At 74.9% G+C, this 26453-nt stretch carries 30 protein-coding genes and 1 pseudogene; 17 read left to right on the top strand and 14 right to left on the bottom strand.

The genetic code is table 11. The features are described from left to right. Nucleotides 1-38 precede the first annotated feature (38 nt). Together AB0883_RS19015 and AB0883_RS19010 are read left to right on the top strand one after the other, a co-directional pair. On the top strand, nt 39-911 hold the full coding sequence (locus AB0883_RS19015; protein WP_366642468.1) for a DUF72 domain-containing protein: 873 nt from the start codon (nt 39-41) through the stop codon (nt 909-911). A 301-nt stretch (nt 912-1212) separates the two neighbouring features. Continuing rightward, nucleotides 1213-1641, top strand: coding sequence for a DUF2267 domain-containing protein (locus AB0883_RS19010; RefSeq protein ID WP_357876791.1), 429 nt, complete (start codon nt 1213-1215; stop codon nt 1639-1641). Between the two features lie 57 nt (nt 1642-1698). Here AB0883_RS19010 and AB0883_RS19005 read toward each other — a convergent pair whose 3' ends face one another. Both AB0883_RS19005 and AB0883_RS19000 read right to left on the bottom strand, forming a co-directional pair. Continuing rightward, entirely contained in the window at nt 1699-2508 is an 810-nt protein-coding gene (locus tag AB0883_RS19005) for a DUF72 domain-containing protein (RefSeq protein ID WP_366642467.1), read from the bottom strand. A 9-nt stretch (nt 2509-2517) separates the two neighbouring features. Then, nucleotides 2518-3297 carry a PIG-L deacetylase family protein gene (locus AB0883_RS19000; RefSeq protein ID WP_366642466.1) on the bottom strand — a complete coding sequence of 260 codons (780 nt, stop codon included), beginning with the start codon at nt 3295-3297 and terminating at the stop codon, nt 2518-2520. 254 nt (nt 3298-3551) lie between these two features. Between AB0883_RS19000 and AB0883_RS18995 the strand changes: the two genes are divergently transcribed. Together AB0883_RS18995 and AB0883_RS18990 are read left to right on the top strand one after the other, a co-directional pair. Then, the gene (locus AB0883_RS18995; RefSeq protein WP_088993704.1) at nt 3552-3839 is read left to right on the top strand and encodes a hypothetical protein; all 288 of its coding nucleotides are present in this window, start codon (nt 3552-3554) and stop codon (nt 3837-3839) included. Between the two features lie 9 nt (nt 3840-3848). Next, nucleotides 3849-5117: a cupin domain-containing protein gene (locus AB0883_RS18990; protein WP_366642465.1), complete on the top strand. Its 1269-nt coding sequence runs from the start codon at nt 3849-3851 to the stop codon at nt 5115-5117. 104 nt (nt 5118-5221) lie between these two features. Here AB0883_RS18990 and AB0883_RS18985 read toward each other — a convergent pair whose 3' ends face one another. From AB0883_RS18985 to AB0883_RS18965, 5 genes and pseudogenes are all read right to left on the bottom strand, one after another. Beyond that, nucleotides 5222-5887 carry a hypothetical protein gene (locus AB0883_RS18985; protein WP_366642464.1) on the bottom strand — a complete coding sequence of 222 codons (666 nt, stop codon included), beginning with the start codon at nt 5885-5887 and terminating at the stop codon, nt 5222-5224. Next, entirely contained in the window at nt 5884-8556 is a 2673-nt protein-coding gene (locus AB0883_RS18980) for an FtsK/SpoIIIE domain-containing protein (RefSeq protein ID WP_366642463.1), read from the bottom strand. Before AB0883_RS18980 ends, AB0883_RS18985 begins: the two co-directional genes overlap by 4 nt. 367 nt (nt 8557-8923) lie before the next feature. Next, nucleotides 8924-9937 (bottom strand): annotated as a pseudogene (locus AB0883_RS18975) (hypothetical protein); the annotation flags it as partial. 9 nt (nt 9938-9946) lie between these two features. After that, nucleotides 9947-10207, bottom strand: a complete 261-nt coding sequence (locus AB0883_RS18970) for a hypothetical protein (RefSeq protein ID WP_089000636.1) — start codon at nt 10205-10207, stop codon at nt 9947-9949. 133 nt (nt 10208-10340) lie between these two features. Next, entirely contained in the window at nt 10341-10739 is a 399-nt protein-coding gene (locus AB0883_RS18965; protein ID WP_366642461.1) for a hypothetical protein, read from the bottom strand. 189 nt (nt 10740-10928) lie between these two features. Here AB0883_RS18965 and AB0883_RS18960 point away from each other — a divergent pair, with 189 nt between their 5' ends. Genes AB0883_RS18960 through AB0883_RS18950 form a run of 3 tightly spaced genes read left to right on the top strand, consistent with a single transcriptional unit; the run spans nt 10929 to nt 14015 of the window. Beyond that, the gene (locus AB0883_RS18960) at nt 10929-13484 is read left to right on the top strand and encodes an ATP-dependent Clp protease ATP-binding subunit (protein WP_366642459.1); all 2556 of its coding nucleotides are present in this window, start codon (nt 10929-10931) and stop codon (nt 13482-13484) included. Nucleotides 13485-13497: 13 nt separating this feature from the next. Further along, nucleotides 13498-13665, top strand: a complete 168-nt coding sequence (locus AB0883_RS18955) for a hypothetical protein (protein WP_366642458.1) — start codon at nt 13498-13500, stop codon at nt 13663-13665. After that, a complete protein-coding gene (locus tag AB0883_RS18950) occupies nt 13665-14015 on the top strand; it encodes a DUF3140 domain-containing protein (protein WP_121397951.1) in 351 nt (116 codons plus the stop codon). Before AB0883_RS18955 ends, AB0883_RS18950 begins: the two co-directional genes overlap by 1 nt. Before the next feature lie 50 nt (nt 14016-14065). On the opposite strand, the gene AB0883_RS18945 is transcribed toward AB0883_RS18950, so the two are convergent. The 3 genes from AB0883_RS18945 to AB0883_RS18935 form a co-directional block, all read right to left on the bottom strand. Further along, nucleotides 14066-14308: a hypothetical protein gene (locus AB0883_RS18945; protein ID WP_366642457.1), complete on the bottom strand. Its 243-nt coding sequence runs from the start codon at nt 14306-14308 to the stop codon at nt 14066-14068. Nucleotides 14309-14327: 19 nt separating this feature from the next. After that, on the bottom strand, nt 14328-15323 hold the full coding sequence (locus AB0883_RS18940) for a LysR family transcriptional regulator (protein WP_366642456.1): 996 nt from the start codon (nt 15321-15323) through the stop codon (nt 14328-14330). Nucleotides 15324-15423: 100 nt separating this feature from the next. Next, nucleotides 15424-16032 carry a hemerythrin domain-containing protein gene (locus AB0883_RS18935; protein ID WP_121397954.1) on the bottom strand — a complete coding sequence of 203 codons (609 nt, stop codon included), beginning with the start codon at nt 16030-16032 and terminating at the stop codon, nt 15424-15426. A gap of 172 nt (nt 16033-16204) precedes the next feature. On the opposite strand from AB0883_RS18935, the gene AB0883_RS18930 reads away from it, so the two are divergent. Both AB0883_RS18930 and AB0883_RS18925 read left to right on the top strand, forming a co-directional pair. After that, a complete protein-coding gene (locus AB0883_RS18930; protein ID WP_366642455.1) occupies nt 16205-17533 on the top strand; it encodes a M20/M25/M40 family metallo-hydrolase in 1329 nt (442 codons plus the stop codon). Nucleotides 17534-17593: 60 nt separating this feature from the next. Beyond that, entirely contained in the window at nt 17594-18247 is a 654-nt protein-coding gene (locus tag AB0883_RS18925; RefSeq protein ID WP_366642657.1) for a hypothetical protein, read from the top strand. Nucleotides 18248-18321: 74 nt separating this feature from the next. Here AB0883_RS18925 and AB0883_RS18920 read toward each other — a convergent pair whose 3' ends face one another. Beyond that, the gene (locus AB0883_RS18920; RefSeq protein ID WP_013734349.1) at nt 18322-18513 is read right to left on the bottom strand and encodes a DUF5703 family protein; all 192 of its coding nucleotides are present in this window, start codon (nt 18511-18513) and stop codon (nt 18322-18324) included. Nucleotides 18514-18697: 184 nt separating this feature from the next. Here AB0883_RS18920 and AB0883_RS18915 point away from each other — a divergent pair, with 184 nt between their 5' ends. Genes AB0883_RS18915 through AB0883_RS18905 form a run of 3 tightly spaced genes read left to right on the top strand, consistent with a single transcriptional unit; the run spans nt 18698 to nt 19531 of the window. Next, the gene (locus tag AB0883_RS18915) at nt 18698-19132 is read left to right on the top strand and encodes a DUF2975 domain-containing protein (RefSeq protein ID WP_366642454.1); all 435 of its coding nucleotides are present in this window, start codon (nt 18698-18700) and stop codon (nt 19130-19132) included. Then, nucleotides 19132-19338, top strand: coding sequence for a helix-turn-helix transcriptional regulator (locus AB0883_RS18910; RefSeq protein WP_026874506.1), 207 nt, complete (start codon nt 19132-19134; stop codon nt 19336-19338). The genes AB0883_RS18915 and AB0883_RS18910 overlap by 1 nt, the downstream gene beginning before the upstream one ends. Nucleotides 19339-19366: 28 nt before the next feature. Continuing rightward, nucleotides 19367-19531 (top strand): hypothetical protein, encoded by a 165-nt coding sequence (locus AB0883_RS18905; protein ID WP_366642452.1) that lies wholly within the window; start codon nt 19367-19369, stop codon nt 19529-19531. A 23-nt stretch (nt 19532-19554) separates the two neighbouring features. On the opposite strand, the gene AB0883_RS18900 is transcribed toward AB0883_RS18905, so the two are convergent. Beyond that, nucleotides 19555-20571, bottom strand: a complete 1017-nt coding sequence (locus AB0883_RS18900; protein WP_366642451.1) for an SseB family protein — start codon at nt 20569-20571, stop codon at nt 19555-19557. Continuing rightward, nucleotides 20568-20987 (bottom strand): YbaB/EbfC family nucleoid-associated protein, encoded by a 420-nt coding sequence (locus tag AB0883_RS18895; RefSeq protein WP_366642450.1) that lies wholly within the window; start codon nt 20985-20987, stop codon nt 20568-20570. The genes AB0883_RS18900 and AB0883_RS18895 overlap by 4 nt, the downstream gene beginning before the upstream one ends. Nucleotides 20988-21079: 92 nt before the next feature. Between AB0883_RS18895 and AB0883_RS18890 the strand changes: the two genes are divergently transcribed. From AB0883_RS18890 to AB0883_RS18880, 3 genes are read left to right on the top strand one after another with little or no spacing between them, the layout of a single operon-like run. Then, nucleotides 21080-21409 (top strand): hypothetical protein, encoded by a 330-nt coding sequence (locus tag AB0883_RS18890; protein ID WP_121397959.1) that lies wholly within the window; start codon nt 21080-21082, stop codon nt 21407-21409. After that, nucleotides 21406-22467 carry a hypothetical protein gene (locus AB0883_RS18885; RefSeq protein WP_366642449.1) on the top strand — a complete coding sequence of 354 codons (1062 nt, stop codon included), beginning with the start codon at nt 21406-21408 and terminating at the stop codon, nt 22465-22467. The genes AB0883_RS18890 and AB0883_RS18885 overlap by 4 nt, the downstream gene beginning before the upstream one ends. Before the next feature lie 22 nt (nt 22468-22489). Next, nucleotides 22490-23389: a hypothetical protein gene (locus AB0883_RS18880; RefSeq protein ID WP_366642448.1), complete on the top strand. Its 900-nt coding sequence runs from the start codon at nt 22490-22492 to the stop codon at nt 23387-23389. A 27-nt stretch (nt 23390-23416) separates the two neighbouring features. Here AB0883_RS18880 and AB0883_RS18875 read toward each other — a convergent pair whose 3' ends face one another. Then, nucleotides 23417-24388: an aldo/keto reductase gene (locus AB0883_RS18875; RefSeq protein WP_366642447.1), complete on the bottom strand. Its 972-nt coding sequence runs from the start codon at nt 24386-24388 to the stop codon at nt 23417-23419. Between the two features lie 177 nt (nt 24389-24565). Between AB0883_RS18875 and AB0883_RS18870 the strand changes: the two genes are divergently transcribed. Next, complete coding sequence (locus AB0883_RS18870) at nt 24566-25618, top strand: LLM class F420-dependent oxidoreductase (RefSeq protein WP_121397963.1); 1053 nt, start codon at nt 24566-24568, stop codon at nt 25616-25618. Continuing rightward, complete coding sequence (locus AB0883_RS18865; protein WP_366642446.1) at nt 25615-26451, top strand: undecaprenyl-diphosphate phosphatase; 837 nt, start codon at nt 25615-25617, stop codon at nt 26449-26451. The genes AB0883_RS18870 and AB0883_RS18865 overlap by 4 nt, the downstream gene beginning before the upstream one ends. The last annotated feature ends 2 nt before the right edge of the window (nt 26452-26453 follow it).

Below are 26453 nucleotides of genomic sequence, written 5' to 3'. Positions count from 1 at the left end.
CGGTTGCCGGTCGGTCCGGAACGCGGCGAGGTCGACTGATGGGTGAGATCAAGGTCGGCACCGCCTCCTGGACCGACCGGACGTTGCTGGACTCCGGCTGGTATCCGCAGACCGCCGACAACCCGGAGAAGCGGCTGGCGTACTACGCCCGCCAGTTCCCGCTGGTCGAGGTCGACGCCACCTACTACTCGCCGCCCGCCGAGCGGACGGCGAGGCTGTGGGCCGAGCGCACCCCGGCCGGCTTCACCTTCAACGTCAAGGCGTTCAGCCTGCTCACCGGGCACCCGACCCGGGTCGGCGCGCTCTACAAGGACCTCCGGCCGGACACCGGGAAGAAGAACCTGTACCCGGACGACCTGCCGCCGCAGGCGTACGAGGAGGTGTGGACGCGTTTCCTCGCCGCGCTGGACCCGCTGGTGGAGGCGGGCAAGCTCGGCGCACTGCTGTTCCAGTTCCCGCCCTGGTTCACCATCAAGCGGGACAACAAGCAGTACCTGCTGGAGGTGGCGAAGCGGTGCGCCCCGCTGCGTCCGGTCTACGAGTTCCGGCACGCCTCCTGGTTCGACGGCGACAACGCCGGGGAGACCCTCGCCTTCCTGCGCGAGCACCGGCTGGCGTACGTCTGCGTGGACATGCCGCAGGGGCACCGCTCGTCGGTGCCCCCGGTGCTGGCCGCCACCGCGGACCTGGCGGTGGTCCGCTTCCACGGGCACAGCGACAAGTGGACCAGCAAGGACATCCACGAGAAGTTCGGCTACCGCTACACCGACCGGGAGCTGCGCGACTGGGCGCCGAAGCTGCGCGAGCTGGCCGACTCCACCGGCGAGACCCACGTGCTTCTCAACAACTGCTACCGGGACTACGCGCAGACCAACGCCGCCACCCTCGCCGGGCTGCTCGACGCCGACTGAGCCGGGCGTTTCACCCCGTCGGGGTGAGGGCCGCTCATCCCGACGCCGCGCAGCATGGACGGTGTGTGCGGTCGACCGTGGCCGCGGAAGGCGACACCACGGAGGTGGGTGGAGATGACGGTTCGGTTGGTACCGGGTCGACGACCCGGCGCCGTGCTGCACGTCGTCGGGTCGTCCGCCGACGCGCGGTGGGCACCGCGCCCCGCCCGGGTCGGCCCGACCCGGCAGCCGCGCGGCCCGGTGGGGCCGCCGCGACGTGACGACGACCGACGGTGGGAGACCGACGTACGGGGGTGGACAGATGGCTGAGCAGCTGCATTCCGCGTTCGAGTCCTCGATGGACAAGACCAACCTGATCCTCAAGGACATCGAGCAGGCCTACGGATGGCCCAAGGAGCAACGCAACCAGTCCTACTGCGCGCTGCGCACGGTGCTGCACCTGCTGCGCGACCGGATGCCGGTGCAGGAGAGCGTGGAGTTCGCCGCGCAGCTGCCGGTGCTCGTGCGCGGGATCTACTTCGACGGCTGGAAGCCGTCGGACGTGCCGATCAAGCTCAACCGGGACGACTTCCTGCTGGAGGTCCGGCAGGGCTTCCCGTACGACGTCGAGGGCGGCCCGGAGCGCGTGGTGCAGGTGGTGCTCGACACCCTGCGCCGGCACGTGACCCAGGGCGAATGGGACGACGTGAAGGCCACCATGCCCAAGGACATGGCCAACATCATTCCCTGACGCGCCGCTCGTCCGCGACGGTCCGCTCCGCCCCCGGTGGAGCGGACCGCGTGCCGTTCACGCCGGCGCGCTCGGCGCCACCGCCTCGCCCCGGTCGTCGGGAACCTGCGGCGTCGTCGCGGGCACGCGGCTGACCGACCGGCCGGCCCGGCGGGCGAGCGCGGCGAAGGCGGTCGCGTCGACGATGGCGGCGCCGCCGGGGTCGTTGTTGAAGTAGACGTACGCGGGCTCGTCGTCGCCGAACGCGTCGGCGAGCCGGCGTACCCAGGAGGCGAGCGAGGTGCGGCCGTACCGGGGCCAGGGGTTGGCCCGCCCCTCGTGCAGGCGCAGGTAGCCGAAGTCGGCGGTGCGCCAGCGGGGTGCGACGGGCCGGCCGAGCCGGTCGGCCCAGACCAGTGCCGCCCGCCGCCGTTCCAGCACCGCACGGGTGGCGTCGGTCCACCACGACGGGTGCCGCGGCTCGACGGCGACCCGCACGTCGGCGGGGAAGAGCCGCAGCGTGGCGTCCAGCGCCGCCGGGTCGGCGGACAGGTTCGGCGGCAGCTGCACCAGCACGGGCCCGAGCCGGTCGCCGAGCGCGGTGGCCCGGCCCAGGAAGCGGGCCACCGGCTCGGCGGGGTCGCGCAGGCGCTTGACGTGGGTGAGGTAGCGGCTCATCTTCACCGCCACGCAGAAGTCGTCGGGGGTGCGGGCCCGCCAGGCGGCGAAGGTGTCGCGCTCGGGCAGCCGGTAGAAGGCGTTGTTCACCTCCACCGTGGCGAACCGGGCGGCGAAGTGCTCCAGCCAGAGCCGCTGCGGCAGCCCGGCCGGATAGAAGGGGCCCCGCCAGTCGCGGTACTGCCAACCCGAGGTGCCGAGCAGGATCATCCGTCGTCCCTACTGAGGACCGAAGTGGAAGACCTCGAAGGCGGCGCCGTGGCGGACGCCCAGCCGGTCGCCGACGGGACGGCTGAGTCCTTCGAGGAACTCCTCGGGGTCGAAGCCGCCGTCGCCCAGCCCGGTCAGGTAAGCCTCGTGCGCCCGCAGCGAGGCCACGCCCCGCGCGAAGGTGTCGGTGACGTCCACCCCGTGCGTGGCGAGGGGCGAGGAGTCGGCCCAGACCTGGCGCACCCCGTTCCACGGCTCCACCCCGTCGACGAGCTGCTCCGGGAACACCCACCGGTTGCCGGCGTCGCGGACGGCGTCCAGCACCGCCCGGCCGGTGGCGATGTGGTCGGCCTGGTTGAGGGCGTACGCGCCGTCCCAGGTGTCCCGGAAGTTGTTGGTGATGACGATCTCGGGCCGGTGCCGGCGGACCGCCCCGGCCAGGGCGCGACGCAGCGGCACGCCGTACTCCAGGATGCCGTCGGGAAGGCCGAGGAACTCCACGGTCTCCACCCCGACCAGGGCCGCGGACTCGCGCTGCTCCCGCTCCCGGACCTCCCTCGCCCGCGGCGGGGGCATCGCGTCGATGCCGGCCTCGCCGCTGGTGACGAGGCAGTAGCCGACCTGTTTGCCCTGCGCCGTCCAGCGGGCGACCGCGGCGGCGGCGCCGAACTCCAGGTCGTCGGGGTGCGCCACGATCGCCAGCGCGCGCTGCCACTGCTCGGTCACCGGCTCCAGCGGGCGCGGCCCGGTCGGCTCGGTCATCGTCACCTCCTGGTCGGGCAGGACCATCCTGTCACCGTCGGCGCCGCCGCGCCGGGCGGCACGACCCCGGCGGACGGCACGACGCCGGACACCTGGGCGTCCGCCCTGCACCGCGCGCCGCGCCGTGCCTCCGGTCGGCCGGGGACCGGGCACGGCGAACCGCCGGTGTGAACCGGAACGGGCGTCTACGGTGTGGTTAGAGAAGATCGCGTGTGGGGTACCACCCGCTGCACGACGGACCCCGGCGTAACGGCGGGGCGGCACATCCCTAGGGAGCACCGATGGCACTCAACGACGACGACATGCAGACCACCAGCGGTGGCGGCCTCGAGGGCCCGGCCGACGGCGGCGCGACCCCGGGCCAGCAGGACGGTGGCGCCGACGGTGGTGCCGACCGCGGCGCCGAGCGCGGTGCCGACCAGGGCGCGGACCAGGGCGCGGAGGGTCCCGCCGACGGCGGCGCGACCCCGGGCCAGCACGACGGTGGCGCCGACGGCAGCGCGGAGGGTCCCGCCGACGGCGGTGCCACTCCGGGCCAGCACGACGGTGGCGCCGACGGCAGCGCCTGACGGACCGCCATGACTGACATCGACCCGCCGGGCGGCGACGGCCGCCCGGCGGTTCCGTCCGAGGCCTCCGCCGCGCTCGCCCGCTGCGTGTCGGTCGAGCCGGCGAAGTTCGCCGCCGCCCACTGGGGACGCACGCCGCTGCTCTCCCGCGCCGACGAGCTGCCCAACCGGGACGGCTTCACCGACCTGCTCAGCCCCGCTGACGCCGACGAGCTGCTCAGCCGCCGCGGCCTGCGTACCCCGTTCCTGCGGATCGCCAAGGACGGCCAGCTCGTGCCGGCGGCCCGCTTCACCGGCGGCGGCGGTGCCGGCGCCGAGATCGCCGACCAGGTCCTCGACGAGCGGGTGCTGGAGCTGTACGCCGGCGGCGCCACCCTCGTCCTGCAGGGGCTGCACCGCACCTGGCCGGCCCTGACCGACTTCACCCGCGAGCTCGGCACCGCCGTCGGGCAGCCGTTGCAGGTCAACGCCTACCTGACCCCGGCCGGCAGCCAGGGTTTCGCCACCCACTACGACACCCACGACGTCTTCGTCCTCCAGGTCGACGGCCGCAAGCACTGGCGGATCCACCCGCCGGTGCTGCCGGACCCGCTGGAGAAGCAGCCGTGGGGCGGCCGGGCCGACGAGGTCGCCGCCACCGCCGACGGGCCCGCCGCGCTGGACGTGGTGCTCGCCCCCGGTGACGCGCTCTACCTGCCCCGCGGCTGGCTGCACAGTGCGCAGGCCCAGGAGTCCAGCTCGCTGCACCTGACCGTCGGCGTCCGGGCGCTGACCCGCTACGCCATGGTCGAGGAACTGCTCGCCCTCGCCGCCGAGGACCAGCGGCTGCGCGCCACGCTGCCGTTCGGCACCGACGTCGCCGACCCGGACGCGATCGAGCCGGAGCTGACCGAGACGGTGGAGGCGCTGCGGGACTGGCTGTTGCGGGCCGACCCGGCGGCCGTCGCCGCGCGGCTGCGGCAGCGCGCCTGGCCGGCCGCCCGGCCCGCGCCCATCCGACCCCTGGCCCAGGCCGCCGCGCTGGCGGCGCTGGATGCCGACACGCGGCTCGCCCCGCGGCCCGGCTTGCGCTGGCGGCTCGCCCCGCGCGGTGACCAGGTCGCGCTGGTGCTGTTCGACCGCACGATCACCCTGCCCGCGTCGTGCGCGCCGGCCGTGCGTGCCCTGCTCGGCGCCGGGTCCGTCCGGGTCGGCGACCTGCCGGGCCTGGACGACGACGCCGACCGGCTCAGCCTGGCCCGCCGACTCCTGCGCGAGGCGGTGCTGGTCCCCGCCTGAGCGGGGCCGCGCCTCAGCGGCGCACGGTTCAGCGGCGGGGCCACGCTTCAGCGGCCGGCCTCGGTTTCAGCGGCGGGCCTCGGTTCAGCGGCGGGGTCGCAGGCTCAGCGGCCGGCGACCAGCAGCGCGACGGTGGTCACCAGCCCGGCGACGAGCACGACGGTCATCGGCCGGGGGCCGAGCACGGCGTGCCGGCGGTCGGCGAGGACCTTCGCCGGCACCAGACCGACCAGCGGGCCCAGCAGCGTCACCACCAGGGCCAGCACCGGCAGCCCGACGGCCAGCTCGCCGCCGTACCGGTCGCCGGCCGCCCGGGCCGCGCCGCCGAGGGCGTACGCGAGCACGGCGCCCGCCACCCCGCACAACGCCAGCAACGGGTTGACCGAGCCCGGCAGGTCACCCGGCTGGCGGGTGCGGTTGAGCAGGTCCCGCACGCCGGCCAGCAGCGGAGCCGGGTCGCCCGTCGCGCCGGGCACCGGCGCCGGTGGCCCGCCCGCCCGCCGGCCCGAGCCGCCGAGCCGGCCGCGCAGCAGCTGCCACAGGTCGGCGACCTCGGCGTCCACCCGTTCCTGCTCCTCGCGGGCGTCGACCAGTTCCCGCTCCGCGCGCCGCAGCTCGGCCTCCGCGTCGGCGACGGCCCGCTCGGCCGCGGCGCACTGCTGGGCGTGCCAGGTGTGCGCCTCGGCCCGTTGGACGCGCACCCGCGCGCTCAGCTCGGCCAGCCGACGGATCTGGGCCGCGTACGACTCACTGGTCACCGGTTCGTTCATCGCGCCGGTCCGTAGGGGATGATCACCTGACCGGTGCGGTGCACCGCCCGGTCGAAGAACAACCCCCGCCAGGGGCGGGGATACCAGTCCGGGCCGCCGGTGCCCGGATACAGCGACGAACCCAGCTCGCCGCCGTGGGCGTCCAGGGCCACCCAGGCGCCGATCTGGTCCGTCCGGGCCGCCGGGCCGCCCAGGTCCGCCCGCATCCGGGCGACGCCGCGCCACCAGGCCAGCACGTGGGTGCGCCGCTCCGGCCCGTCGTGCAGGATCCGGCGCAGCTCCTCCAGCCCGGTGCGCCGGCCGATCCGCGCGGCCAACGCCCCGGCCGCCGCGTCGACGGCGAACAACAGCAGGTAGTGCGGGCTGCCCGGCGCGCCGAGCCCCTCGGCGGTCTCGGCCATCAGCTCGCCGACCGTCTCCTCGTCGTACCAGGCGGCGTCGTCGGCGAGATCCTCGTAGAGGGACCGGGCGGCCGGGTCGGCGTCCGGGTCGAGGCAGGCGATCGAGAAGCGGGCCGTGCCGGGGCGGTGCTGGCGGGCCAGGGAGCGGGCCGCCGCGTCGAGCACCGCGCACGCCTCGTCCACCCGGGTGCCGAGCACCGCCAGGTTGCGGCCGGGAGCCCGGGGCAGCCGCAACGCCGCCGAGCGGGACTGCACGTCGATGATCTCGCCGAGCAGCGCCACCGGCGTACGCGGGTGCCCCGCCTCCGGCGCGCTCAGCGCCCGGAAGTCCGGCGCGTCGGCGAGGCGGGGGATCGCGTCGCCGTCGAAGAGCCGGGCCGGCGCGGCGTCCTGCGGGCGCATCCGCCACAGCCGGTGCTGCAACTCGCTCCACGTCTCCCAGTCGCTGGCCGACGGGATCCGGGCCACCTGGTTGCCCTCCGCCATGCCCGACTCCGCGTTGACCACGGCGTGGTGGCGCGGCAGGGACTGGGCGGCGTCGTTGCGCTCGGCGAGGATCCGCAGCGCCTTCGGCAGCGCGATGCGCAACGTGAACTGCGCGACCAGGGCCGGCCGGCCCCACAGCGCCTCGATGCCGCGTACGTCCTGCGAGGCGAGCACCAGGTGGATGCCCTGGGACCGGCCGCGCCGGGCCAGGTCCTCCAGCAGGTCGGCGGCCTCCCGGGCGACCACGTCCCGCCCGGCCAGCAGCATCTGGAACTCGTCGACCACCGCGACGATCCGCGGCCAGTGCCCCGTGGGGTCGACCGCGCGCAGCTCGGCGAGCTTGGTGACCTCGTGCTTCTTCGCGGCGTCGGCCCGCCGGCGCAGCTCCTCGGCGAGGAAGCGGAGCAACGCCAGGCCGAACTCCCGGTCGGTGTTGACGTTGATCCCGACGAGCCGCATGTGCGGCAGCCAGCTCGGGTCCCGCCGGCCCTTGGCGAACCGGGCGAAGGACACCCCCTCCTTGAAGTCCAGCAGGTAGAACTCCAGCTCGGCGGGGGAGTAGCGGGCGGCCAGCGCCCCGATCCAGGCGAAGATCAGGTTCGTCTTGCCGGTGCCGGACGGGCCGCCGATCAACGCGTGCGGCGGGTAGTCGCCCAGGGTGAGCAGCACCGGCCGGCCGTGCGGGCCCTCGCCGATCGGGGCGGTCAGGCCGGTGGCGGAATCCTCCCGCCACATCTGCTCCACCGGCGGCAGCAGGTCGGTGAAGGGGGTCGGGGCGGGGCCGGCGTTGACCCGCGCCGCCACCTCCCGGCAGGTCTCGGTGACCAGGACGGGTGGGGGCGGCGGGTCGAGGCGTACGGGCAGGCCGGCCGGCCCGCCGATCCGGGCGCCGTCGGCGTGCGCGCCCACCCGGGTCACGGTGGGATCCTCGGGCAGCGACACGCCCCGCACCACCAGGTGCACGCCGCAGGCCGCCCCGGTGCGGACCACCCGGTCGAGCTGGCCGCGTTCGTGCCGCGACAGCTCGTCCCCGCCCAGCAGCACCGCCACCCGCCACGGCTCGGGCCGGCGACCGGTGGCGGCGGCCAGCTCGCGCAGCGAGACGTACTCCCCGGCCAGCACCGTCTCGTTGATCCGGCGGATCTGCTCGACCAGGTCGTCGAGCAGCCGGGCCAGCCCGCCCGGGCCGACGAAGGTGAGCAGCCCGGCGGTGCCGAGGGGGGCGAAACCGGCCAGGCCGCCGCCCAGGTGCTCGGGGTCGTAGCCGACCAGCCGGACGGCGCCCGGGTCGGCGCGCCCGACGCCGCGCAGCAGCAGCGCCGACACCACCGCGTCGCAGCCCTCCCGGTCGTCCCCGGTCAGCTCGACGTGGCCGGCGTCGAGCAGCGGCACGAGCGCGGGCACCGGCTCGGCGCCGGGGATGCGTACCGTGCCGATGCGCAGCGCGCCCGGCGGCTCGGCCCGCCGGGTCGGGGTCGGTCGCCACCGCGTCCAGTCCGCCGAGGCCGCCCCGGGGGCCTCCCGCTGCGCCGCGTCCGCGGCGCGCCGGGCCAGCTCCGCGATCCGTGCGGCGTGCCGATCGTCGATCTCGGCCAGCCGCCGGTCACGCTGCGCGCCCACCCGCTCCGGCACCACCGCCGCGGCCCGCCGGACCTTCGCCAGCCGCTCCCGGGCGGTGGTCAGCTCCGCCTGCGCGGTGGACAGCCGGGTCCGGGTGGCGCCGAGGGCCTCGCCCAGCATGCCCCGGACCCGGGTGACCAGCTGGTTGCGCCGGTCAGCCATCGACGCCCCGCCCGCGCGGGTCCGCGGTGCCGCCCGACGGCCGCCGGCCCGAGGGCGGGCTCGACCAGACGCGGCCGGCCGATCCGGGCCGTCCCGCGACGCTTGCGTCGGCGGCCGGTGCACCGCGTCGCGCCGCCGTGCCGCCGGAGCCGGTCGCGCCGCCGGAGCCGGTCGGCCCGCCGGGCCGGCCGTGCGTCGGCCGGTCCGGCGTCGGGTCGGGCCGGCCGTGCGTCGCCGCCCGGTCGGCCGTCGGGCCGGGCTGGCCGGGGGTCGCCGCCCGGTCCGGCTTCGACGCGGCCTGGGCGGCTGTCGCCGCCCGCTCCCGGGCCGCGGTCGCCTGGTCGTGTGCCGCCTCCGCCCGGTTCTGGGCCGCCGCGACCCGCTCGCGCGCGGCGGCCACCCGGCCCTTCGCGGCGCCGGCGCGTCGCTGCCACTCGGCGTCGTCGGCGCGGTCGCGGGCGGTCTCCGCCTGCCGGTCCCGCTCGGCGGCGGCGCGTCGCTCCCGGGCCTTCTCGGACTGCCGGGCCCGCTCGTCGTCGGTGGGCAGGTCCCGGCCGAGCCGGGCCAGCAACACCCCGGTGAGCACCCCCGCGGTGACGGCCGGGTCGGCGGCGTGCGGCTGCTCCGCCTCGTCGCGCCGGGGCGGGGGCATCCGGCAGATCCGGGTCAGCAGCGTGTCCAGCACCGCGGGGGGCAGGCCGGGCAGCAGGTCCCGCACCCGGCCGTCCAGCTCGCGGTGCAACCGTCCCAGGTCCTCGGCGCGCGGGGGGTGCCCGAGCAGCTCCCCGGCCAGCTCGCGCAGCAGCGGCGGGGCCACCGCCGCCAGGCCGAGGCCGACGTCGGCGTGCGCGCGACGCAGCTCGGTGTGCAGCCGGTCGCGGTCGCCGGCACGGACCCCGCCGACCACCCGGCGCAGCAACTCCCGGGCGTCGTCGACCTTCTCGTCGGGCTGCTCGGGCGGGCCCTCCCGGCCGCCCGTCAGCTCGGCCACCCGCACGGCCCACCAGCGGCGGGGCGCCACCTCGGCGGCCGGCTCCGGCGCCGGAGCCCCCGGGGCCGCCTCGCGCGGCGCGTCGTGGGCGGGCCGGCGCCGCTGCTCCTGCGGCCCCGGGGCCGGGGAGCCGTCGCCGGCCAGCCCGATCGCGGCCAGGTACGCCGAGAGCTGCTCCTGCGCGACGCGCAGCGCGTAGCCGGCGGTCTCGGCGTGCTCGGTGGCGGCGGAGAGTTCCGGCACCCCCATCGGGTCGGCCGACTCCTGGCGGACCCAGCGCAGCCGCTCGGCGGCCAGCCCGAACTTCTCCAGCGCCAGGGCCAGCTGCGCGAGCGGCAGGTCATCGGCGGCGGCGCGGACCTGTGCGCCGACGTCCTCGACGATGGACACGGCCGAACCTCAGAGCGTCGCGACGTAGAGTTGCGCCTGCTCGACGGCGACGAGTGTCGCGGCGAGGCACTCCTCCAGCTCCTGGCTGGCCTGGGTCAGCGAGGACTGGGCCGCCTCGACCGTCTCGTGCCCGCTGCCCTCCAGCGCGCCGGCCAGGGTCTGCTGCGCCTCGGCCAGCTTCTCGCCGGCTGCCTGCACGGCACTCTGGCCGTCGCCGATCTGTTGGAGCGCGACATCGATGGCTGCCTTGAGCTCGGCGACGCTCGCCACGGCGAAACCTCCTGGGGGCGGGGAGGCCTCCATTAGAGCCTATCCCTCACGGTGAGAGAACATCCGCCCTGTCAGTGTTCCTGCCCCGCTGACCGGTTGTCGACCGCAAGCGCCGGTGGTCCGGTTGACGGGACTACCCGGGTGGGGCCGGCCGGTCCCGCAGCCAGCGCGGTCCGTACACCTCGGCGCCCTGCGCGGTGACGCGTTCCCGCAGCTCACGGTCGGCGGTGACGACCAGCCGCCGGCGCTGGGGCGCGGCGGCGACCAGGTCGACGACGGCGTCGTCCCCGGATCCGGGCGCGGCGACCACCCGGACCCCGGCCGTACCCGGCACGTCCCGCGCCCGGCCCTCCACCACCAGCACCACCTCCACCGGGGGCGGCAGCTGCGGGGGCAGCCCGGCGGCGGCCACCGGGGCCAGCGAGTCGCGCAGCCGGGCGGTCGCGCCCGAGCGGTCCCGCCACCAGCCGTCCGGGCGGGATCCCACCACGTTGGCGGCGTCCACGATGAGCAGCGGCGTCGTCGGGTCCATGCCGCCAGCCTGCCACCCGTCCGCCCCGCCGGCGCGCACGGCACCCTCACCGGCCCCGGGCGGCGGCGAGACGCCCGCCCGCCCCTTGGTGGCGGCGAGGTGCCCTGCCCGCCCCGTGGTGGCGGCGTTTGTCGCGACGGTCGCGGGGTAGCCCCTGGCGACCGTCGCGCCCGACTGCGGAGGACAGACATGATGGGACCCGGTGACTTCGGCTCCGACCCCTGGGACGAGTTCCTGGCCCGGTACTTCGGCCGGGGCGAGGGTGGGCGCCGACCCGCGCACCGGGTCGACATCACCCGGCTGATGACCGCCGACGCCAGGGAGATGCTGGCCGACGCGGCCCGCCGGGCCGCCCAGCGGCAGAGCAGCGACCTCGACACGGACCACCTGCTCTGGGCCGCGCTGCAACGCGAACCGCTGCGCGACCTCGTCCGCCGCGCCGGCGCCGACCCGGACACGCTGCTCAACGCGCTCGGTGGGCGCGGCGACGGCGCGCCCAAGGGCGAGGTGCCGCCCAACCTGTCGCTCACCCCCGCGGCCAAGCGGGCGCTGCTCGACGCCCACCAGCTGTCGCGGGCGATGGGCGCCAACTACATCGGGCCCGAGCACATCCTGATGGCGCTGCCGCTGAACCCGGAGTCCCCGGCCGGCCGGATGCTCGCCGCCGGCCGGATCCAGCCCGAGTCGTTGCAGGCGGCCAGCGCCGAGCGCGGGCCGATGACCGGGCCCCGGCCCGACCGTGGCACGCCCACCCTCGACCAGTACGGCCAGGACCTCACCGACCTGGCCCGCAACGACCAGATCGACCCGGTGATCGGCCGGGCCGACGAGATCGAGCAGGCCGTCGAGATCCTGTCCCGGCGGACGAAGAACAACCCGGTGCTGATCGGCGAGGCCGGCGTCGGCAAGACCGCGATCGTGGAGGGCCTGGCGGAACGGATCTGCGACGGCGACGTGCCGCAGACGCTGCTCGGCAAACGGGTGGTCCAGCTCGACCTGGCCGGCCTGGTGGCGGGAACCCGGTACCGGGGCGACTTCGAGGAGCGGCTGAAGAAGGTCATCGACGAGATCCGGGCGCACCGCGACGAGCTGATCGTCTTCCTGGACGAGATCCACACCCTGGTCGGCGCGGGCGGGGCGGGCAGCGAGGGCGGCATGGACGCCTCGAACATGCTCAAGCCGGCGCTGGCCCGGGGCGAACTGCGGGTGATCGGCGCGACCACGCTGGACGAGTACCGCAAGAGCATCGAGAAGGACGCGGCGCTGGCCCGCCGGTTCCAGCCGGTGTTCGTGCCGGAGCCCACCGTCGACGACACCGTGGCGATCCTGCGCGGGCTGCGCGACCGCTACGAGGCCCACCACCAGGTGCGGTTCACCGACGAGGCGTTGGTCGCCGCGGCCGAGCTGTCCGACCGGTACGTGACCGACCGGTTCCTGCCGGACAAGGCGATCGACCTGATCGACCAGGCCGGCGCCCGGGTCCGGCTGCGCACCCGCACCCCGGCCTCCGACGTGCGGGAGCTGGAGACGCAGCTCGACGAGGTACGCCGGGACAAGGAGCAGGCCGTCGCCGACGAGCAGTACGAGAAGGCGTCCGCGCTGCGCGACCAGCTCGCCGAGCTGGAGGAGCAGATCCGCCGGGCCCGGGGCGACGAGGGCGGTTCGTCGCAGGTGCCGGCCGTCGGGCCGCAGGAGATCGCGGAGGTGGTCTCCCGCGCCACCGGCATCCCGATCAGCCAGCTCACCGAGGAGGAACGCGACCGGCTGCTGCGCCTGGAGGGCCACCTGCACGAGAAGGTGGTCGGCCAGGAGGACGCGGTCACCGCGGTCGCCGAGGCGGTCCGCCGCTCACGGGCCGGGCTGGCCGACCCGGACCGCCCGATGGGCAGCTTCCTCTTCCTCGGGCCCACCGGCGTCGGCAAGACCGAGCTGGCCCGGGCCCTCGCGGAGGCGCTGTTCGGCGAGGCCGACCGGATGGTCCGGGTGGACATGAGCGAGTTCCAGGAGCGGCACACGGTCAGCCGGCTCGTCGGCGCCCCGCCCGGGTACGTCGGCTACGAGGAGGCCGGCCAGCTCACCGAGGCGGTCCGCCGCCGCCCGTACGCGGTGGTGTTGCTCGACGAGATCGAGAAGGCCCACCCCGACGTGTTCAACATCCTGCTCCAGGTGCTCGACGACGGGCGGCTCACCGACAGTCAGGGCCGTACGGTCAACTTCAAGAACACCGTACTGATCATGACGAGCAACCTCGGCTCGGAACTGATCACCGGCGCCCAGCGCGCCGTCGGGTTCGGCACCGGCGCGGACGGCGGCGAGCAGGAGCGCGACGAGCTGCGCGAGCGGCTGATGCGCCGGCTCCAGGAGAATTTCCGACCGGAGTTCCTCAACCGCATCGACGAGGTGATCATCTTTCGCCGGCTGGAGGCCGAGCAGCTGCGCCAGATCACCGGCCTGCTGCTGGAGGAGACCCGCCGCCGCCTGCACGCGCAGGACATCCAGGTGCACTTCACCACCGCCGCCGTCGACTGGATCGCCGAGCACGGCTACCAGCCGGAGTTCGGCGCCCGGCCGTTGCGCAGGGTCATCCAGCGGGAGGTGGACAACCAGCTGTCCCGGATGCTGCTGGAGTCGGCGGTCTCACCCGGCCAGAAGATCACCGTGGACGCCCGCGACGGGAAACTCGCCTTCGACGTCACGGCCGGCGAGCGCGGCTACACCCCGGCCACGACGTCCCATCCCCGATGACCGGAGGGCGGACATGAGCGAACCCCAGGAGAGCCGGGACGAGAGCGAGCGCACCGATCCGATCGTGGCCCCGCCGACCGCCAACCCCACCCGGGTGCGGATGCCGCCGGAGGACGTGGGCCAGCAGGGCGACGACCCGGAGCCGGCGGAGTCCGACCGCCGCCGTCGAGAGGAGGGCTGATGGTACGCGAGCAGCGGCTCGAACCCGATGTGGAGGTGCTCTGGGACGACTTCCACGCCCAGGTGAACGTCCCGTCGGAGCAGTTGCGGCAGTGGTTGCTCACCCGCGGCTCCGGGGAGGAGTCGTTCGGGCCCGACCCGGATCTCGACCTGCCCGGGTTGGGCCGGCGGATCCTGCGGGTGCTGACCAAACGCAAGGTCGACCTCACGCCGGAGGACATCCGGGTGATGCGGGACGCGATCGACGAGATCCAGTCCCTGCTGGACGAGAAGCCGCCGCGCGGCAACGCCGACGACGAGTGGCGGCACTCCCTGCTCGACCTGGGCCACGACGTCCTCGTCGAACGCTGAGCCCGCGCAGGAGGCGGCGCCCGGGAGGACCCGGGCGCCGCCGGCCGTGGTCAACCGTGGTCGCTCTCCAGGCTGCCGATCGTCAGGCCCGCGGCGTCGGCCGCCGCCTCGCGGTCGGCGCGCGCCCGCTCCTCGCGGGTCAGCAGGTTGGCGTACTCGGTGACGTCCGCCGGGTCGGGCACCTCGGGCAGGCGACGCAGGAACGCCTCCACGTCGCGGGCGGCGGCGGTGTGCGTGGCGGCGGCCTGCCGGAGGATCTCCCGGTCGTCGGCGGCGGGGTTGGCATCGGTCATGTCCGCCTGATACCCGGCGCTACGCGGTTCGCACCCCGTCGGCCCCGGCGGCCGTCAGCCTCCGCGCCCCGTAGCCCGGGTTCCGCAACAGCCAGGCCAGGTACTCCGGGTGGGCCGCCAGCGAGTCGGTGTACGCGGCCAGCGCGGTCTCCAGCACCAGTTCGGCGTCGCGGGCGGCGGGGGAGTCGGGGTGCCAGCCCAGCATCAGCCGCCAGCGCAGCGGCGTCCCGGCCAGCATCCGGGTGACCAACCCGGCGACCGGGCGGAAGGTGGCCTGGCAGAGCGCGATCGCCTCGCCGGAGTCCACCATGTCGATGCAGCAGCGCACGTCGGTCTCGTACACCTTGCGGGGGGTGAAGCCGGCGCGGGCGCAGGCGGCGGCGAAGCAGTCGCCGAAGCAGCCGTCGCCGGGCGCGGCGACCCACTGCTCGCGGCTCAGGTCCACCAGGCTCACCTCGGCGTGCCCGGCCAGCGGGTGCTGCTCCGGCAGCAGCACCAGCACGGGGTCGACCGCCACCTCCCGCCAGCTCAACCCGAGCTCGGCGGGCGGGGCCGCGTCGCCGCACACCCCGATCAGCGCGAAGTCCAGCCGGCCGCCGGCGACCAGCTGGGCCAGCTCGTCGGCCGACCAGGAGGCGTGGGTGGTGATCTGTGCGGGTGGGGGCTCGGCGGCGAGCCGGTGCACGAGCCGGCCGAGGATGGGGCTGTTCACCCCGCCGAACCGGTACCGGCGCGGCGTGTCCCCCGCGCCGGCCAGCCGGGCCGCCTCGTCCTGCAGGCCCTTCATCGCCGGCAGCAGCACCCGCGCCCGGGCGAGCACCAGCTCGCCGAGGGCGGTCGGGCGCGCGCCGCGGCGGTCCCGTTCGAACAGGGGCCCGCCCAGGGTCCGCTCGATGCGCTGGAGCTGGGCGGTGAGTGCCGGCTGGGCCAGGCCGAGCGTCGATGCCGCCTTGGTCACGCTCCCCGTCTCCGCGATCGCGCAGACCACCCTCAGGTGTCGCAGCTCCAGATTCATACCGTGACGGTATGACCCCGTAGCGGCCGACGGAAGGCCCCGAACGGATCAACGCTTTCCGATGTGTGCGCGATCTGCTCCGACCGCGCCCGCCGCCGGCTCAGCCCGGCGGCCGTTCGGTGAGGTCGGCTAGGTACGTGGGGCGGCCGGTGACGGCGTCGCGGACCTTGTCGACGACGCCCACGGCGGGCTCGACGACCCGGTTCCACGGCGGGGTCGCCGGGGTGCCGGGGTGCGGACGCGTCGGGGCCGCCTCCTCGGCGATCTCCAGCCGGTTGCCCAGGCGGATCAGCTCCTCGGCGCTGGCCACCTCGCGCAGCGCCGCGACGAGCGCGCCCGCCTCCTCGACGTGGCGGTGGACCCGCGCGGCGACGTCGGCGAGCCCCTCGTCGGCGAGCCCCTTCAGGGCGGTCAGCAGGGCCCGGTCGTCCGCGATGGCCCGGTCGATCCGGTCCGCCGCGTCGGGCAGCGCGCTCCGGACGGCGGGCAGCAGGTACTGCTCCTCGGCGGAGAGGTGCCGGGACAGCGCCGCCGTCAGCACCTCCAGGCCACGCTCGGGGGCGGGCTCCGGGCCCGGGTCGGTGAGCCGCCGCAGCAGCTCCCGCAGTTGCCGGTGCTCGGCGTCGAGGATGTCGGCGATGCTGCGCCCGCCCGGTCGGAAGCCTTCGTCCTCTCCGGTCGGCGGCAGCGGTGGCAGGGGAACGGTCATGGTGCCCTCCTCTTTGGCGGGCGGCGCACGTGGTGGGGAGCGGTCGCGAGCGGCGGTACCCGGCCGTGTCGGCGGCGAAACCGGGCCCGGTCGCCGGCCGTGCCCCGCCGCCGGCGTCGACCAGGCGGGGCGGGGCGACCGCAGCGGGCCCGTGGGCTGGTATGAAGAACCGATGACGACCGACGCCGCCGCCGCCCGACCCGATCCCACCGACGAGGTCGTCGACCTCTGCCGTGACCTCCTGCGGATCGACACCACCAACACCGGGGACAACGACACCAGCGCCGGGGAACGCCTCGCCGCCGAGTACGTGGCGGAGAAGCTGGCCGAGGTGGGCGTCGAGTCCGTCATCCACGAGTCGGCGCCCGGCCGGGCCAACCTGGTCGCCCGCATCCCCGGCACCGACCCGGGCCGCGGGGCGCTGCTGGTGCACGGCCACCTCGACGTCGTCCCCGCCGACGCCGACGAGTGGTCGGTGCACCCCTTCTCCGGGGAGCTGCGCGACGGCTACCTGTGGGGCCGGGGCGCCATCGACATGAAGGACTTCGACGCGATGGTGCTAGCCGTGGTGCGGCACTGGCAGCGCACCGGGGTCCGCCCGCCCCGGGACATCGTCCTCGCGTACACGGCCGACGAGGAGGCGGGCAGCGACTACGGCGCGCACTTCCTGGTCGAGCGGCACCGCGGTCTGTTCGACGGCTGCACCGAGGCCATCGGCGAGGTCGGCGGCTTCTCGTACTCGGTCAACGACAGCCAGCGGCTCTACCTCATCGAGACCGCCGAGAAGGGCATCGACTGGCTGCGCCTGCACGCCAAGGGCCGCCCCGGGCACGGCTCGATGATCCACGACGACAACGCGGTCACCGCGCTCGCCGAGGCGGTGGCCCGGATCGGCCGGCACCGTTTCCCCGTGGTGGTCACCGACACCGTGCGGGCGTTCCTGGAGGAGGTCTCCGACCTGCTCGGCGTAGAGCTGGACCCGGAGGACCCGGAGACGGCCATCGCGAAGCTCGGGCCGATCGCCAACATCATCGGCGCGACGATCCGCAACACCGCCAACCCGACCCGGCTCGCCGCCGGCTACAAGGACAACGTCATCCCCGGCCGGGCCACCGCCACCATCGACTGCCGCAGCCTGCCGGGGCAGTCGGAGCTGCTGGAGCGGCAGCTTCGCGAGCTGGTCGGCCCCGACATCGTCATCGAGTACGTCCAGCGCCAGCCGGCGCTGGAGACGACGTTCGACGGCGACCTGGTCGACGCGATGTCCGCCGCGCTGCGCGCGGAGGACCCGGGGGCGCGCCCGGTGCCGTACATGCTCTCCGGCGGCACCGACGCGAAGGCGTTCTCGCAGCTCGGCATCCGCTGCTTCGGCTTCGCGCCGCTGCGGCTGCCCGCCGACCTGAACTTCTCCGCGCTGTTCCACGGCATCGACGAGCGGGTTCCGGTGGACGGACTACAGTTCGGCGTGCGGGTTCTCGACCGGTTCCTCCGCACCTGCTAGCCCCCCGCCAGGAACCCGGTGTTCCGGCGGGAACCTCTGATCGTGAAGGGACTGACCCACATGACCGACCAGCACGGTGAGCTGGACGCCGCCCTCGAGCGCGTGATCGATGCGGCCCGCCACCACCTGGCCGCCGTCCGCGCCGCGCAGGGCCGCATCGACGACGACGACGTCTGGCAGGCGTACGTCGCGCTCAACAACGCGTCCTTCGCGTACGACGAGCAACTCCTGGACGCCTTCGGCGAGGTCACCCCGTGGGACGTCGAGTCGATCGACCCCGAGGAGGCCGACCAGCGCTTCGGGGCCGCGGAGGGCGTGGAGCCCACCGACCCGCACCCGCGCGTCATCTCGGTGCGCCAGCGGCGCGACTACCGGGTGCCGAGCGTGTCGGCGCTGATCCGGGTCGCCGAGGCCGCCCGGCGGGAGGGCACCCCGGAGGAGGACGAGCCGGAGCCCGTCGAGGGCGTCGGCGAGGCCGTGCTGGAGCTGCTCCAGAGCGGCGACGGCTCGCTCGGCGCGCTGGACGTGCCGGAGCTGGAGCCGCTCGACGGCGTGGTGATGGTCAGCGAGGTCGGCACCCCGGTGGACCTGGAGTCCTTCGACGACGACGACCCGGTGGGCCCGTTCCAGCCGGCCGCCGACGACCGGCTGGTCGGCCGGCTCGACGAGCACCCGTTCATGGAGCTCGACGAGGAGCACGACCACGCCCACTAGGCGGTGACGGCCCGCCGGTCAGGCGGTGCGGGCCCGGGGCCGACCGAACGGTCGGCCCCGGGCCTTCGTCGTGGTCAGTACGACAGCCCCGGCTGCGGCTGGTTGACCCTGCGGCGACGCAGCACCACCTGCCGCGTGCCGTCGCGGTACAGCCGTACCCGCGCCAACTCCCACCCGGAGAACTCCGCCTGGATCGCCAACTGCGCCGCGGCGGTCAACCGGTCGACGTTCGGCGGCAGCCGCAGCGGCGCGTACTCGTAGTCCATGACCTCCATGCTGCCCAGCCCGGGATGCCTTCGCCACCCCCTCGCCGGTGACCCGCGCCGCTGCGCGGCGTGACCGTCCGGCCTGCCGACGATCGCCGAACCTATTGACTTTCGATAGGTTGAGAGCGATAGTCGATGCATGTTCAACGAGCATCGAGCGGTAGCCCCGCTCAGAGTCTTCCTCGTGGTGCTGTTCGGGATCCTGGTCATGCTCCAGACCTTCTCGCTGCCCGGGCAGTTCGCGCACATGGCCGAGGAGTCCCCGGAGCAGGCCTACCTCAGGTGGCCGATGACCGCCGTCGCGGTGTTCTGGGTGCTGTGTGTCCAGGTGGTGGTCGTGTCCACCTGGAAGCTGCTCACCCTGGTGAAGAACGACCGCATCTTCAGCGACGCCTCGTTGAGGTGGGTGGACGCGATCGTCTGGGCGATCCTCGCCGCCTGGGTGGTGCTGCTGGGCGTCTTCCTCTACGTCGGCTTCAACGCGTCGGACCCCGGGCTGCCGCTCCTGCTGTTCCTGATGCTGGTGGGCGTCGCCGTCCTGGGCCTGCTGATGGTGGTGATGCGCGCGCTGCTGCGGCAGGCCACGACGCTGCGGACCGACATGGAGGCGGTGATCTGATGCCCATCGTCGTCCGCATCGACGTCGAACTGGCCAAACGCAAGATGAGCGTCGGCGAGTTCGCCGAGCGCGTCGGGCTCACGCCGGCGAACGTGGCGGTGCTGAAGAACGGCCGGGCCAAGGCCGTCCGGTTCAGCACCCTGGAGGCCATGTGCCGGGTGCTCGACTGTCAGCCCGGCGACCTGCTCGAGTGGGTCGACGAATGAGATTCCGGTCCGCTCTCAAGGAGATGCCATGACGTACCTGATCGCCCTCCTCGTCGTCGCGCTCGGCGTCGCCGGCATCGTGCTCGGCGGGGCCGACGACTCGCCGGGCCTCCAGCTCCTGGGCGTCCTGCTCGTCGTCGGCGCGGTCGTCTACGCCGTGCGGCTCGCCCGGCGCGGCCGGCGCGCCCGGTAGGGGTACGGCCCGCCCTCCGGCGGTCAGCCGGTGGGCGGGTTCGCCGCCAGCAGGGCGGCCAGCGACGACGCCCCCAGGGCCAGGGCGCGCGGGGTGCCCGCGTCCACCACCAGCCCCCACGCCGGGTCGGGCCAGTCCGCGAGCAGGTCCGCGCAGGGCACGGCGACGAACGGCACACCCTGTCCGGCGAAAGCGGTCAGCGCCTCCGGGGAGGTGAAGACGGGCAGCAGCGGCGCCCCGGTCGGGTCGGTGACGATCGTCCACGGCACGCCGCGTTCCGGCCCCGGCTCCGCCGCCAGCGGTACGCAGACCGCCGCGGCGGCGAGGATGCCGAGGTAGCCGGGCAGGTCCCGCCGCGCGCCGGCCTCGCTGAGCAGGTCGAGCACGGACGGGCCGCCTGGGTCCGCCCCGTCCCGCTCCTCGTCCCCGGCCGGCTCGGAGGGTAGGTCCGCAGGCAGGCCCGCAGTCGGTTCTGCGGGCAGCTCCGAGGGCGGCTCCCCAGGCAGGTCCGCGGGCGGTTCCGCGGGCAGGTCCGCGGGCGGTTCCGCGGGCGGTTCCGCGGGCGGCGGGGCGGACACGCGCGCGGTGCCGGCCCCGGCGACCGGCTGCTCGGCCCCGGGACCGGGCTGCGCGGCCCCGGCGACGGGTTCGGCGGCCCGTACGCGGGGCACCGGCGGCACGGTCGGCTCCGGCCGCACCCGGGGACCGGTGGGCGGGAGGACCTGGCAGGACAGCGCGCCGGGCTCCGTGGTGAGCACCGTGGCGGCGGTGCGCGCCGCGAACCCGCTCCACCAGCGCAGGCCCTCGGCGGTGCGCGGCGTCTCGTACCACCAGCCGCCGGCCCCGCGCGGCGCCTGCCAGCCGAGTTCGGCCAGGCGCGGCTCGTCGTAGGGCGGGCAGACCCCGCGGACGGTGTCACGGCGCACCATCAGGTGCAGCCGGCGGGGGCCGGCGGCGAGTTCCAGGTCGGTGTCGCGGTCGCAGCCCGACAACGTGTCATGGAGCCGGGCGACGATCTCTGGCCAGCCCGGCGACGTCATGCCGGCGGCCCCGGCAGGCGGCCGTCGAGCCGGCCGAGTCGTCCCATGGCCTCCTCCAGGCGGCCCAGCGAGGCGAAGTCACCGGGGGTGCCGAAGATCCCGTTCAGGCCCGCGCCGAGCGTCGCGTCGAGACCCCCGGTGCGCTCGTCGAGCTGCTCGGTCGCCGCCGTGCGGGCCTGCCGGTACGCCTGCAGCACCATGGCCGCGAGGTCCTCGGTGCCCACCCGCAGCGCGGTCGGGGCCAGGCTCAGGTCGGTCAGCTCGCCGGTGGCGTCGACGGTCGCGGACACCAGGCCGCTGTCGTCGGTGGCGGTGGCGCTCAGCTCGTCCAGGTCGTCCTTGAGCCCGGCGAAGCGGCGTTCGATGTCGGCGAGCCGTCCGGCGAGGGCGTCGAACGCGGACAGCGGGTCAGACATGAGAACCTCCCGTGCGCGGTGCCGTCCGGGGTGGCGCCCGGCGGCGGCATGATCGTATCGTCGTCCCGCCGGGCGAGTGGGGGAGGAACGGCGTGCCTGACATCGACGTCGACGTGCAGGCGGTGCGTCGGCTGGAGGCGGCGGCGAAGCGGGTGGCCACCTCGCTGACCGCGCTGGAGAGCCGGATCACGTCCGCGGGCGACATCCCGGACGGCGCCTTCGGGCACCTGCCGTTCGTCAGCGACATGCTCCGCGAGAAGTACGCCGAGCAGGTCACCGGGGGGATGGAGCTGTTCCGGTCCGGCCACGACGCGTTCGAGCGGGTCGGTGGCGCGCTGGGCGGGACGGCCGAGGCCTACGAGCGCAACGAGCAGGACATCGACGCCTCCTTCCGCGCCATCGGCGCCGGGATGCCCCGGTGAGCGGGCCCGCGGGCACCGCCGTCGAGCTCTGGAACGGCATCGACAACGCCCTGTCCGGCGTGGACAAGGTGGTCGACAGCGTCTGCCGCACCCTCGCGTGGCCGCTGATCCAGCTCGTCGACCTCGTCGACGGCGAGCCGGCCGCGCTGCGCGCCAAGGCCACGGAGTGGGACGCGCTGGCCGTGCAGGTGCGCGAGCTGGCGATGAACCACCGCGGCGTGCGCGAGGCCGAACAGGCCGGCTGGCGTTCCCCGTCCGGCGAGGCGTACGGGCGGCGGATGGCCGAGGTCGAGCAGCAGCTGCTGGGCGTCGCCGAGCAGTTCGCCGCCACGGCCGAGTACCTGCGCGGCGTCGCCGACGCGTTGCAGACCGTGCACGACGTGCTGGTCGACATCTGCGTCGAGTTCGTCAACTTCCTGCTCGTGACGCTGGTCACCGCGCTGCTGATGGCCCCGTTCACGGCCGGGGCCTCCTGGGCGGCCGGGGTGGCGCTGGGGGTCACCCGGGGCATGATCGCGCTGACCCGGATGTTGAAGATCATCCGGCCGCTGGCGACGCACCTGCAGAAGGTCATCCGGCTGCTGCAACGGGTCCTGCTCTACCTGCGCAAGCTGCGCAACCACCTGGACAAGCTGGTCGACAAGCAGAAGGCGCTGCGCGCCGGCCAGAAGTACGCCGACAAGCGCCGGGCCGCCGGCGACGCCGACAAGTGGTTCCACAGGTTCATGGACCCGGCGAAGGGCAGCTGGAAGCTCGGCAAGTCCGGCACGCCCTTCGACATGAGCACGTTCGAGCGCCTCGGGGCGCTGCGGACGCACGGCATGGCCGACGGGGCGCGGATGATCGGCCGGGACTGGGCCACCAACCTGCCGTGGAACATCCCGAACTCCGTCGTGCACGGCGCCACCTGGGGCACCGTCGCGATGGTCTCCGGCCTGTCGGTGCCCGGCATGGACCAGGTCGGCGACAAGGTCGACGCGGCGGTGCAGGGCGGCGCCGAGTGGATCGACCAGAATGTCTTCGGGCAGCCGCCGGCGGAGCAACCGGCTGGCAGGTGACGGTCGATCGAGGGGGTGGGGCGTGTCCGAGGGGCGCAGCCGGCTGGGCCGGCTGACCGACGCGGTGCTGGGCGGTGCGCGGGTCGCCCGCGACAAGGCCCGTGAGCTGCGCGACGAGTTCCGCACCACCGACGAGCCCGAGCGTGCCCTGGTCGCGCCCCTGCTGCCCGGCGAGGAGATCCGCTACGTCGGCCTCGCGCCGGTCCGGGCCCCGGAGAACCACCGGGTTGGCAGCCAGCTCGCCGACCGGGTGACCGCGGAGGTCGCCGAGGCGCTCGACCCGCGCGCGCTGTTCGGGCTGCTCAACATCGTCAACCCGGTCGCCTGGGTCGACGCCGTGCTGACGCCCGTCCGGATCGCCGCCGGCGTCCTGCTGCTGCCCGGCAAGGCCGCCGTCCTCGCCGCGGGCACGCCCGAGGCGGCCGAGCCGGAGCCCGCGCCGGGCGCCGCGCCCCGGGAGCCCCTGCCGCTCACCGACGAGCAGGAGGCGTTCCGGGCGCTGTTCCGGCTCAGCCGCTACCGGCCGCTGGCCGACCAGCTCGCCGAGATCGCCTACCGGCGGCGGTACGTCTTCAGCGGCGACCTGGCCACCCTCGCCGGCAGCCTGCTGCTCTTCCTCGAGCGCTACACCGGCACCCCGCTGGCGGTCACCGACACCCACCTGCACCTGCTGCGGATGGGCCGGCGCCCCGACCCCGACCGCGAGGACCGGCGGCGCCCCCAGGTGCTGTGGAGCGTGCCGCGGCGGCGCATCGCCCGGATCGACTCCGACCACGGCGCGGCCCGCCTCATGCAGTTCCCGTCCACCATCGTGTTCGACGACGGGTCGTGGATCCGGATCGTCAACCCGGCCACCCGCGACGACCAGTCCCGCTTCCTCGCCGCCGTACGCGACCTGCCCGGCCAGCGCCCCACGGCCTGACCGCGCCCCCGTCCCCGCGCGTGCGGGTCAGCCGTCGCGCTCGGGGTAGCCCACCGGGACGGCCGACACGTCGTCCAGCGCGGTGACGATCTCCTCCGGCAGGGTCATCCGCTCGACCTGGAGCGCGCCGAGCAACTGCCCGACCGTCCGCGCGCCGAGGATCGGGGCCACCACCCCGGGCCGGTCGCGGATCCAGGCCAGCGCCACCTCCGTGGGGGAGACGCCCAGCCCGCCCGCGGCGATGGCGACCGCCTCCACGATGCTGGAGCAGCGCGGCTCCAGGTAGGTGGCGACGAACCGCTCGAAGTGCGGCGAGGCCGCCCGCGAGTCGGCGGGCCGGCCGTGCCGGTACTTGCCGGTGAGCACCCCGCGGCCCAGCGGCGACCAGGGCAGCACCCCCAGCCCGAGGGCCTCGCAGGCGGGCAGCACCTCCCGCTCCACGCCCCGCTCGAGCAGCGAGTACTCCACCTGCGCCGCGACCACCGGGGCCCGCCCCGGCCAGGCGGCCTGCCAGGCGGCCGCCCGCGCGGTCTGCCAGCCGGCGAAGTTCGACACTCCGACGTAGCGGACCCGACCGCTGGCCACCGCGTGGTCGAGCGCCGCCAGCGTCTCCTCCAGCGGCGTGTCGGGGTCGTACCCGTACAGCTGGAACAGGTCGACGTGGTCCGTGCCCAGCCGGCGCAGCGACGCGTCGAGCGTGCGCAACAGGTGCCCCCGGGAACCGTCCCGGCGCCGGCCGCTGCCCGGCCGCAGCCCCGCCTTGGTGGCGATCAGCAGCTCCTCGCGCGGCACCAGGGAGCCCAGCAGCGACCCGATCACCGACTCGGCGTCGCCGTCGCCGTAGACGTCGGCGGTGTCGATCAGGTTGCCGCCCGCGTCGAGGAAACTCTTCAGCTGGGCGGCCGCATCGTCGGCGTCGGTGTCCTGGCCCCACGTCATGGTGCCGAGCGCGAGCCGCGAAACCGCCAGCCCGCTTCGGCCGAGCGGTCGCTGTTGCATGGGTGAACCTTATTTCGAACGAGGGCCCGCCGATATCCTCGCTCCCGTCAAGTGTGGCGGGCGCGTCGCGTTTCCGACCGTCCGGGCGCCGCCCCCGGTTGTGGCGACCGGTGGACGGGCCGCCTCCCGGCATTGCGTAACCTGATGCGACCTGTGGTGCGGATGGGGGAGGACCTAGTGCGACTCGGGCTCAGCCTCGGATACCAGACGGCGTGGAGCACGCCGGCCGATCACCTGGCTTTCGCCCAGGAGGCGGACCGACTCGGCTACTCGGTGGTGTGGGCGGCGGAGGCCTACGGCTCCGACTCGCCGAGCATGCTCGCCTGGATGGCCGGGCAGACGGAGCGGATCGACCTGGGCAGCGCGGTGATGCAGATCCCCGCCCGTACCCCGGCGATGACCGCGATGACCGCGGCGACCATCGACGCGCTGTCCGGCGGCCGGTTCCGGCTGGGCCTCGGCGTGTCCGGCCCGCAGGTCTCCGAGGGCTGGCACGGCGTGCGGTTCGCCAAGCCGCTGGCGCGGACCCGCGAGTTCGTGGACATCGTGAAGCTGGCCGTCGCCCGCAAGGCTGTCGCGTACGACGGCGAGTTCTACACGCTGCCGCTGCCCGACGGCCCGGGCAAGGCGCTGAAGCTGGGCTTCCACCCGCCGCGCGAGCACATACCGATCTACCTCGCCGCCGTCGGCCCGAAGAACCTGGAACTGGCCGGCGAGATCGCCGACGGCTGGCTGGCCGTCTTCTACGCCCCCGAGTTCGCCGAGGAGCAGCTCGCCTCGGTGCGCGCCGGTCGGGCGAAGGCCGGCAAGGAGCTGGCCGGCTTCGACGTGGTCCCGTCGGTGCCCGTGGTGGTCGGCGACGACATCGCCACCTGCGCCGAGCTGGTCCGCTGGTACGCGGCCCTCTACGTCGGCGGCATGGGCAGCCGCCAGCAGAACTTCTACAACCAGCTGGCCACCCGCATGGGCTACGGCGACGCCGCCCGCGAGGTGCAGGAGCTCTACCTGGCCAAGCGGCAGCGCGACGCGGCCGCCGCGGTGCCGATGGAGTTCATCGACCGCACCTCGCTGCTGGGCCCGAAGGAGCGCATCGCCGAGCGGATGCGGGAGTACGCCGCCGCCGGCGTCACCACCCTGTCCGTGAGCCTGTTCGCCGCCGACCGGGACAGCGGCGTGCACACCCTGCGTACCGTCGCCGAGGCGCTGGACCTCTCGGGAGTCGGGGAGTGACCTGGATCGAGGCCATCGTCCTGGGCATCGTCCAGGGACTGACCGAGTTCCTTCCGGTCAGCTCGTCCGGTCACCTGCGGATCACCTCGGCGATCTTCTTCGACCAGGACGCCGGGGCGTCGTTCACCGCGGTCACCCAGCTGGGCACCGAGGCGGCGGTGCTGATCTACTTCGCCAAGGACATCTGGCGCATCACCCGTACGTGGCTGGTCGGCATCCGGGACAGGTCGGTGCGCTCCAGCCTCGACTACCGGATGGGCTGGTACGTCATCGTCGGCTCGATCCCGATCGGGCTGTTCGGTTTCCTGTTCAAGGACCAGATCCGCACCGCCGGCCGGAACCTGTGGCTGGTGGCCACCACCCTGATCGTGTTCGCGTTCGTGCTCGCCTTCGCCGAGTACTGGGGGCGGCAGAGCCGGACCCTGGAGAACTTCCGGATGCGCGACGGCGTGGTGATGGGTTTCGCCCAGGCGATGGCGCTGATCCCCGGGGTGTCCCGCTCCGGCGGCACGCTCACCGCCGGGCTGCTGCTCAACCTCACCCGGGAGGCGGCGGCGCGCTACTCGTTCCTGCTCGCCATCCCGGCGGTGGTGATGTCCGGGATCTTCAGCGTCGGTGACGTGTTCGAGCCGGCGGCCCCCGGCACGTCGGTGCCGAGCGTGGCCCAGATGATCGTCGCCACCATCATCGCCTTCGGCGTGGGGTACGCGGCGATCGCCTGGCTGCTGCGCTACGTCGCCCACCACACCCTGTACGTCTTCGTGCTGTACCGGGTCGCGCTGGGCACCCTGGTGCTCGCCCTGCTGATGACGGGCACCATCAGCGCCACCTGATC

This window comes from Micromonospora sp. NPDC047812, assembly GCF_040704175.1.
Classification (GTDB): Bacteria; Actinomycetota; Actinomycetes; order Mycobacteriales; family Micromonosporaceae; genus Micromonospora.
Note: the sequence above shows the minus strand (reverse complement) of the source record. Positions and strands in the feature narration are given on the sequence as shown.

What these genes read in the sequence shown, in the direction of transcription:
- AB0883_RS18900 (WP_366642451.1), bottom strand. Translation starts at nt 20,571, where the DNA reads ATGACGTCGCCGGGCTGGCCAGAGATCGTCGCCCGGCTCCATGACACG.
- AB0883_RS18940 (WP_366642456.1), bottom strand. Translation starts at nt 15,323, where the DNA reads ATGAATCTGGAGCTGCGACACCTGAGGGTGGTCTGCGCGATCGCGGAG.
- AB0883_RS18945 (WP_366642457.1), bottom strand. Translation starts at nt 14,308, where the DNA reads ATGACCGATGCCAACCCCGCCGCCGACGACCGGGAGATCCTCCGGCAG.
- AB0883_RS18955 (WP_366642458.1), top strand. Translation starts at nt 13,498, where the DNA reads ATGAGCGAACCCCAGGAGAGCCGGGACGAGAGCGAGCGCACCGATCCG.
- AB0883_RS18905 (WP_366642452.1), top strand. Translation starts at nt 19,367, where the DNA reads ATGACGTACCTGATCGCCCTCCTCGTCGTCGCGCTCGGCGTCGCCGGC.
- AB0883_RS18925 (WP_366642657.1), top strand. Translation starts at nt 17,594, where the DNA reads ATGACCGACCAGCACGGTGAGCTGGACGCCGCCCTCGAGCGCGTGATC.
- AB0883_RS18990 (WP_366642465.1), top strand. Translation starts at nt 3,849, where the DNA reads ATGACTGACATCGACCCGCCGGGCGGCGACGGCCGCCCGGCGGTTCCG.
- AB0883_RS19005 (WP_366642467.1), bottom strand. Translation starts at nt 2,508, where the DNA reads ATGATCCTGCTCGGCACCTCGGGTTGGCAGTACCGCGACTGGCGGGGC.
- AB0883_RS18985 (WP_366642464.1), bottom strand. Translation starts at nt 5,887, where the DNA reads ATGAACGAACCGGTGACCAGTGAGTCGTACGCGGCCCAGATCCGTCGG.
- AB0883_RS18995 (WP_088993704.1), top strand. Translation starts at nt 3,552, where the DNA reads ATGGCACTCAACGACGACGACATGCAGACCACCAGCGGTGGCGGCCTC.
- AB0883_RS18910 (WP_026874506.1), top strand. Translation starts at nt 19,132, where the DNA reads ATGCCCATCGTCGTCCGCATCGACGTCGAACTGGCCAAACGCAAGATG.
- AB0883_RS19010 (WP_357876791.1), top strand. Translation starts at nt 1,213, where the DNA reads ATGGCTGAGCAGCTGCATTCCGCGTTCGAGTCCTCGATGGACAAGACC.
- AB0883_RS18960 (WP_366642459.1), top strand. Translation starts at nt 10,929, where the DNA reads ATGATGGGACCCGGTGACTTCGGCTCCGACCCCTGGGACGAGTTCCTG.
- AB0883_RS18895 (WP_366642450.1), bottom strand. Translation starts at nt 20,987, where the DNA reads ATGTCTGACCCGCTGTCCGCGTTCGACGCCCTCGCCGGACGGCTCGCC.
- AB0883_RS19000 (WP_366642466.1), bottom strand. Translation starts at nt 3,297, where the DNA reads ATGGTCCTGCCCGACCAGGAGGTGACGATGACCGAGCCGACCGGGCCG.
- AB0883_RS18875 (WP_366642447.1), bottom strand. Translation starts at nt 24,388, where the DNA reads ATGCAACAGCGACCGCTCGGCCGAAGCGGGCTGGCGGTTTCGCGGCTC.
- AB0883_RS18965 (WP_366642461.1), bottom strand. Translation starts at nt 10,739, where the DNA reads ATGGACCCGACGACGCCGCTGCTCATCGTGGACGCCGCCAACGTGGTG.
- AB0883_RS18980 (WP_366642463.1), bottom strand. Translation starts at nt 8,556, where the DNA reads ATGGCTGACCGGCGCAACCAGCTGGTCACCCGGGTCCGGGGCATGCTG.
- AB0883_RS18950 (WP_121397951.1), top strand. Translation starts at nt 13,665, where the DNA reads ATGGTACGCGAGCAGCGGCTCGAACCCGATGTGGAGGTGCTCTGGGAC.
- AB0883_RS18930 (WP_366642455.1), top strand. Translation starts at nt 16,205, where the DNA reads ATGACGACCGACGCCGCCGCCGCCCGACCCGATCCCACCGACGAGGTC.
- AB0883_RS18935 (WP_121397954.1), bottom strand. Translation starts at nt 16,032, where the DNA reads ATGACCGTTCCCCTGCCACCGCTGCCGCCGACCGGAGAGGACGAAGGC.
- AB0883_RS19015 (WP_366642468.1), top strand. Translation starts at nt 39, where the DNA reads ATGGGTGAGATCAAGGTCGGCACCGCCTCCTGGACCGACCGGACGTTG.
- AB0883_RS18920 (WP_013734349.1), bottom strand. Translation starts at nt 18,513, where the DNA reads ATGGACTACGAGTACGCGCCGCTGCGGCTGCCGCCGAACGTCGACCGG.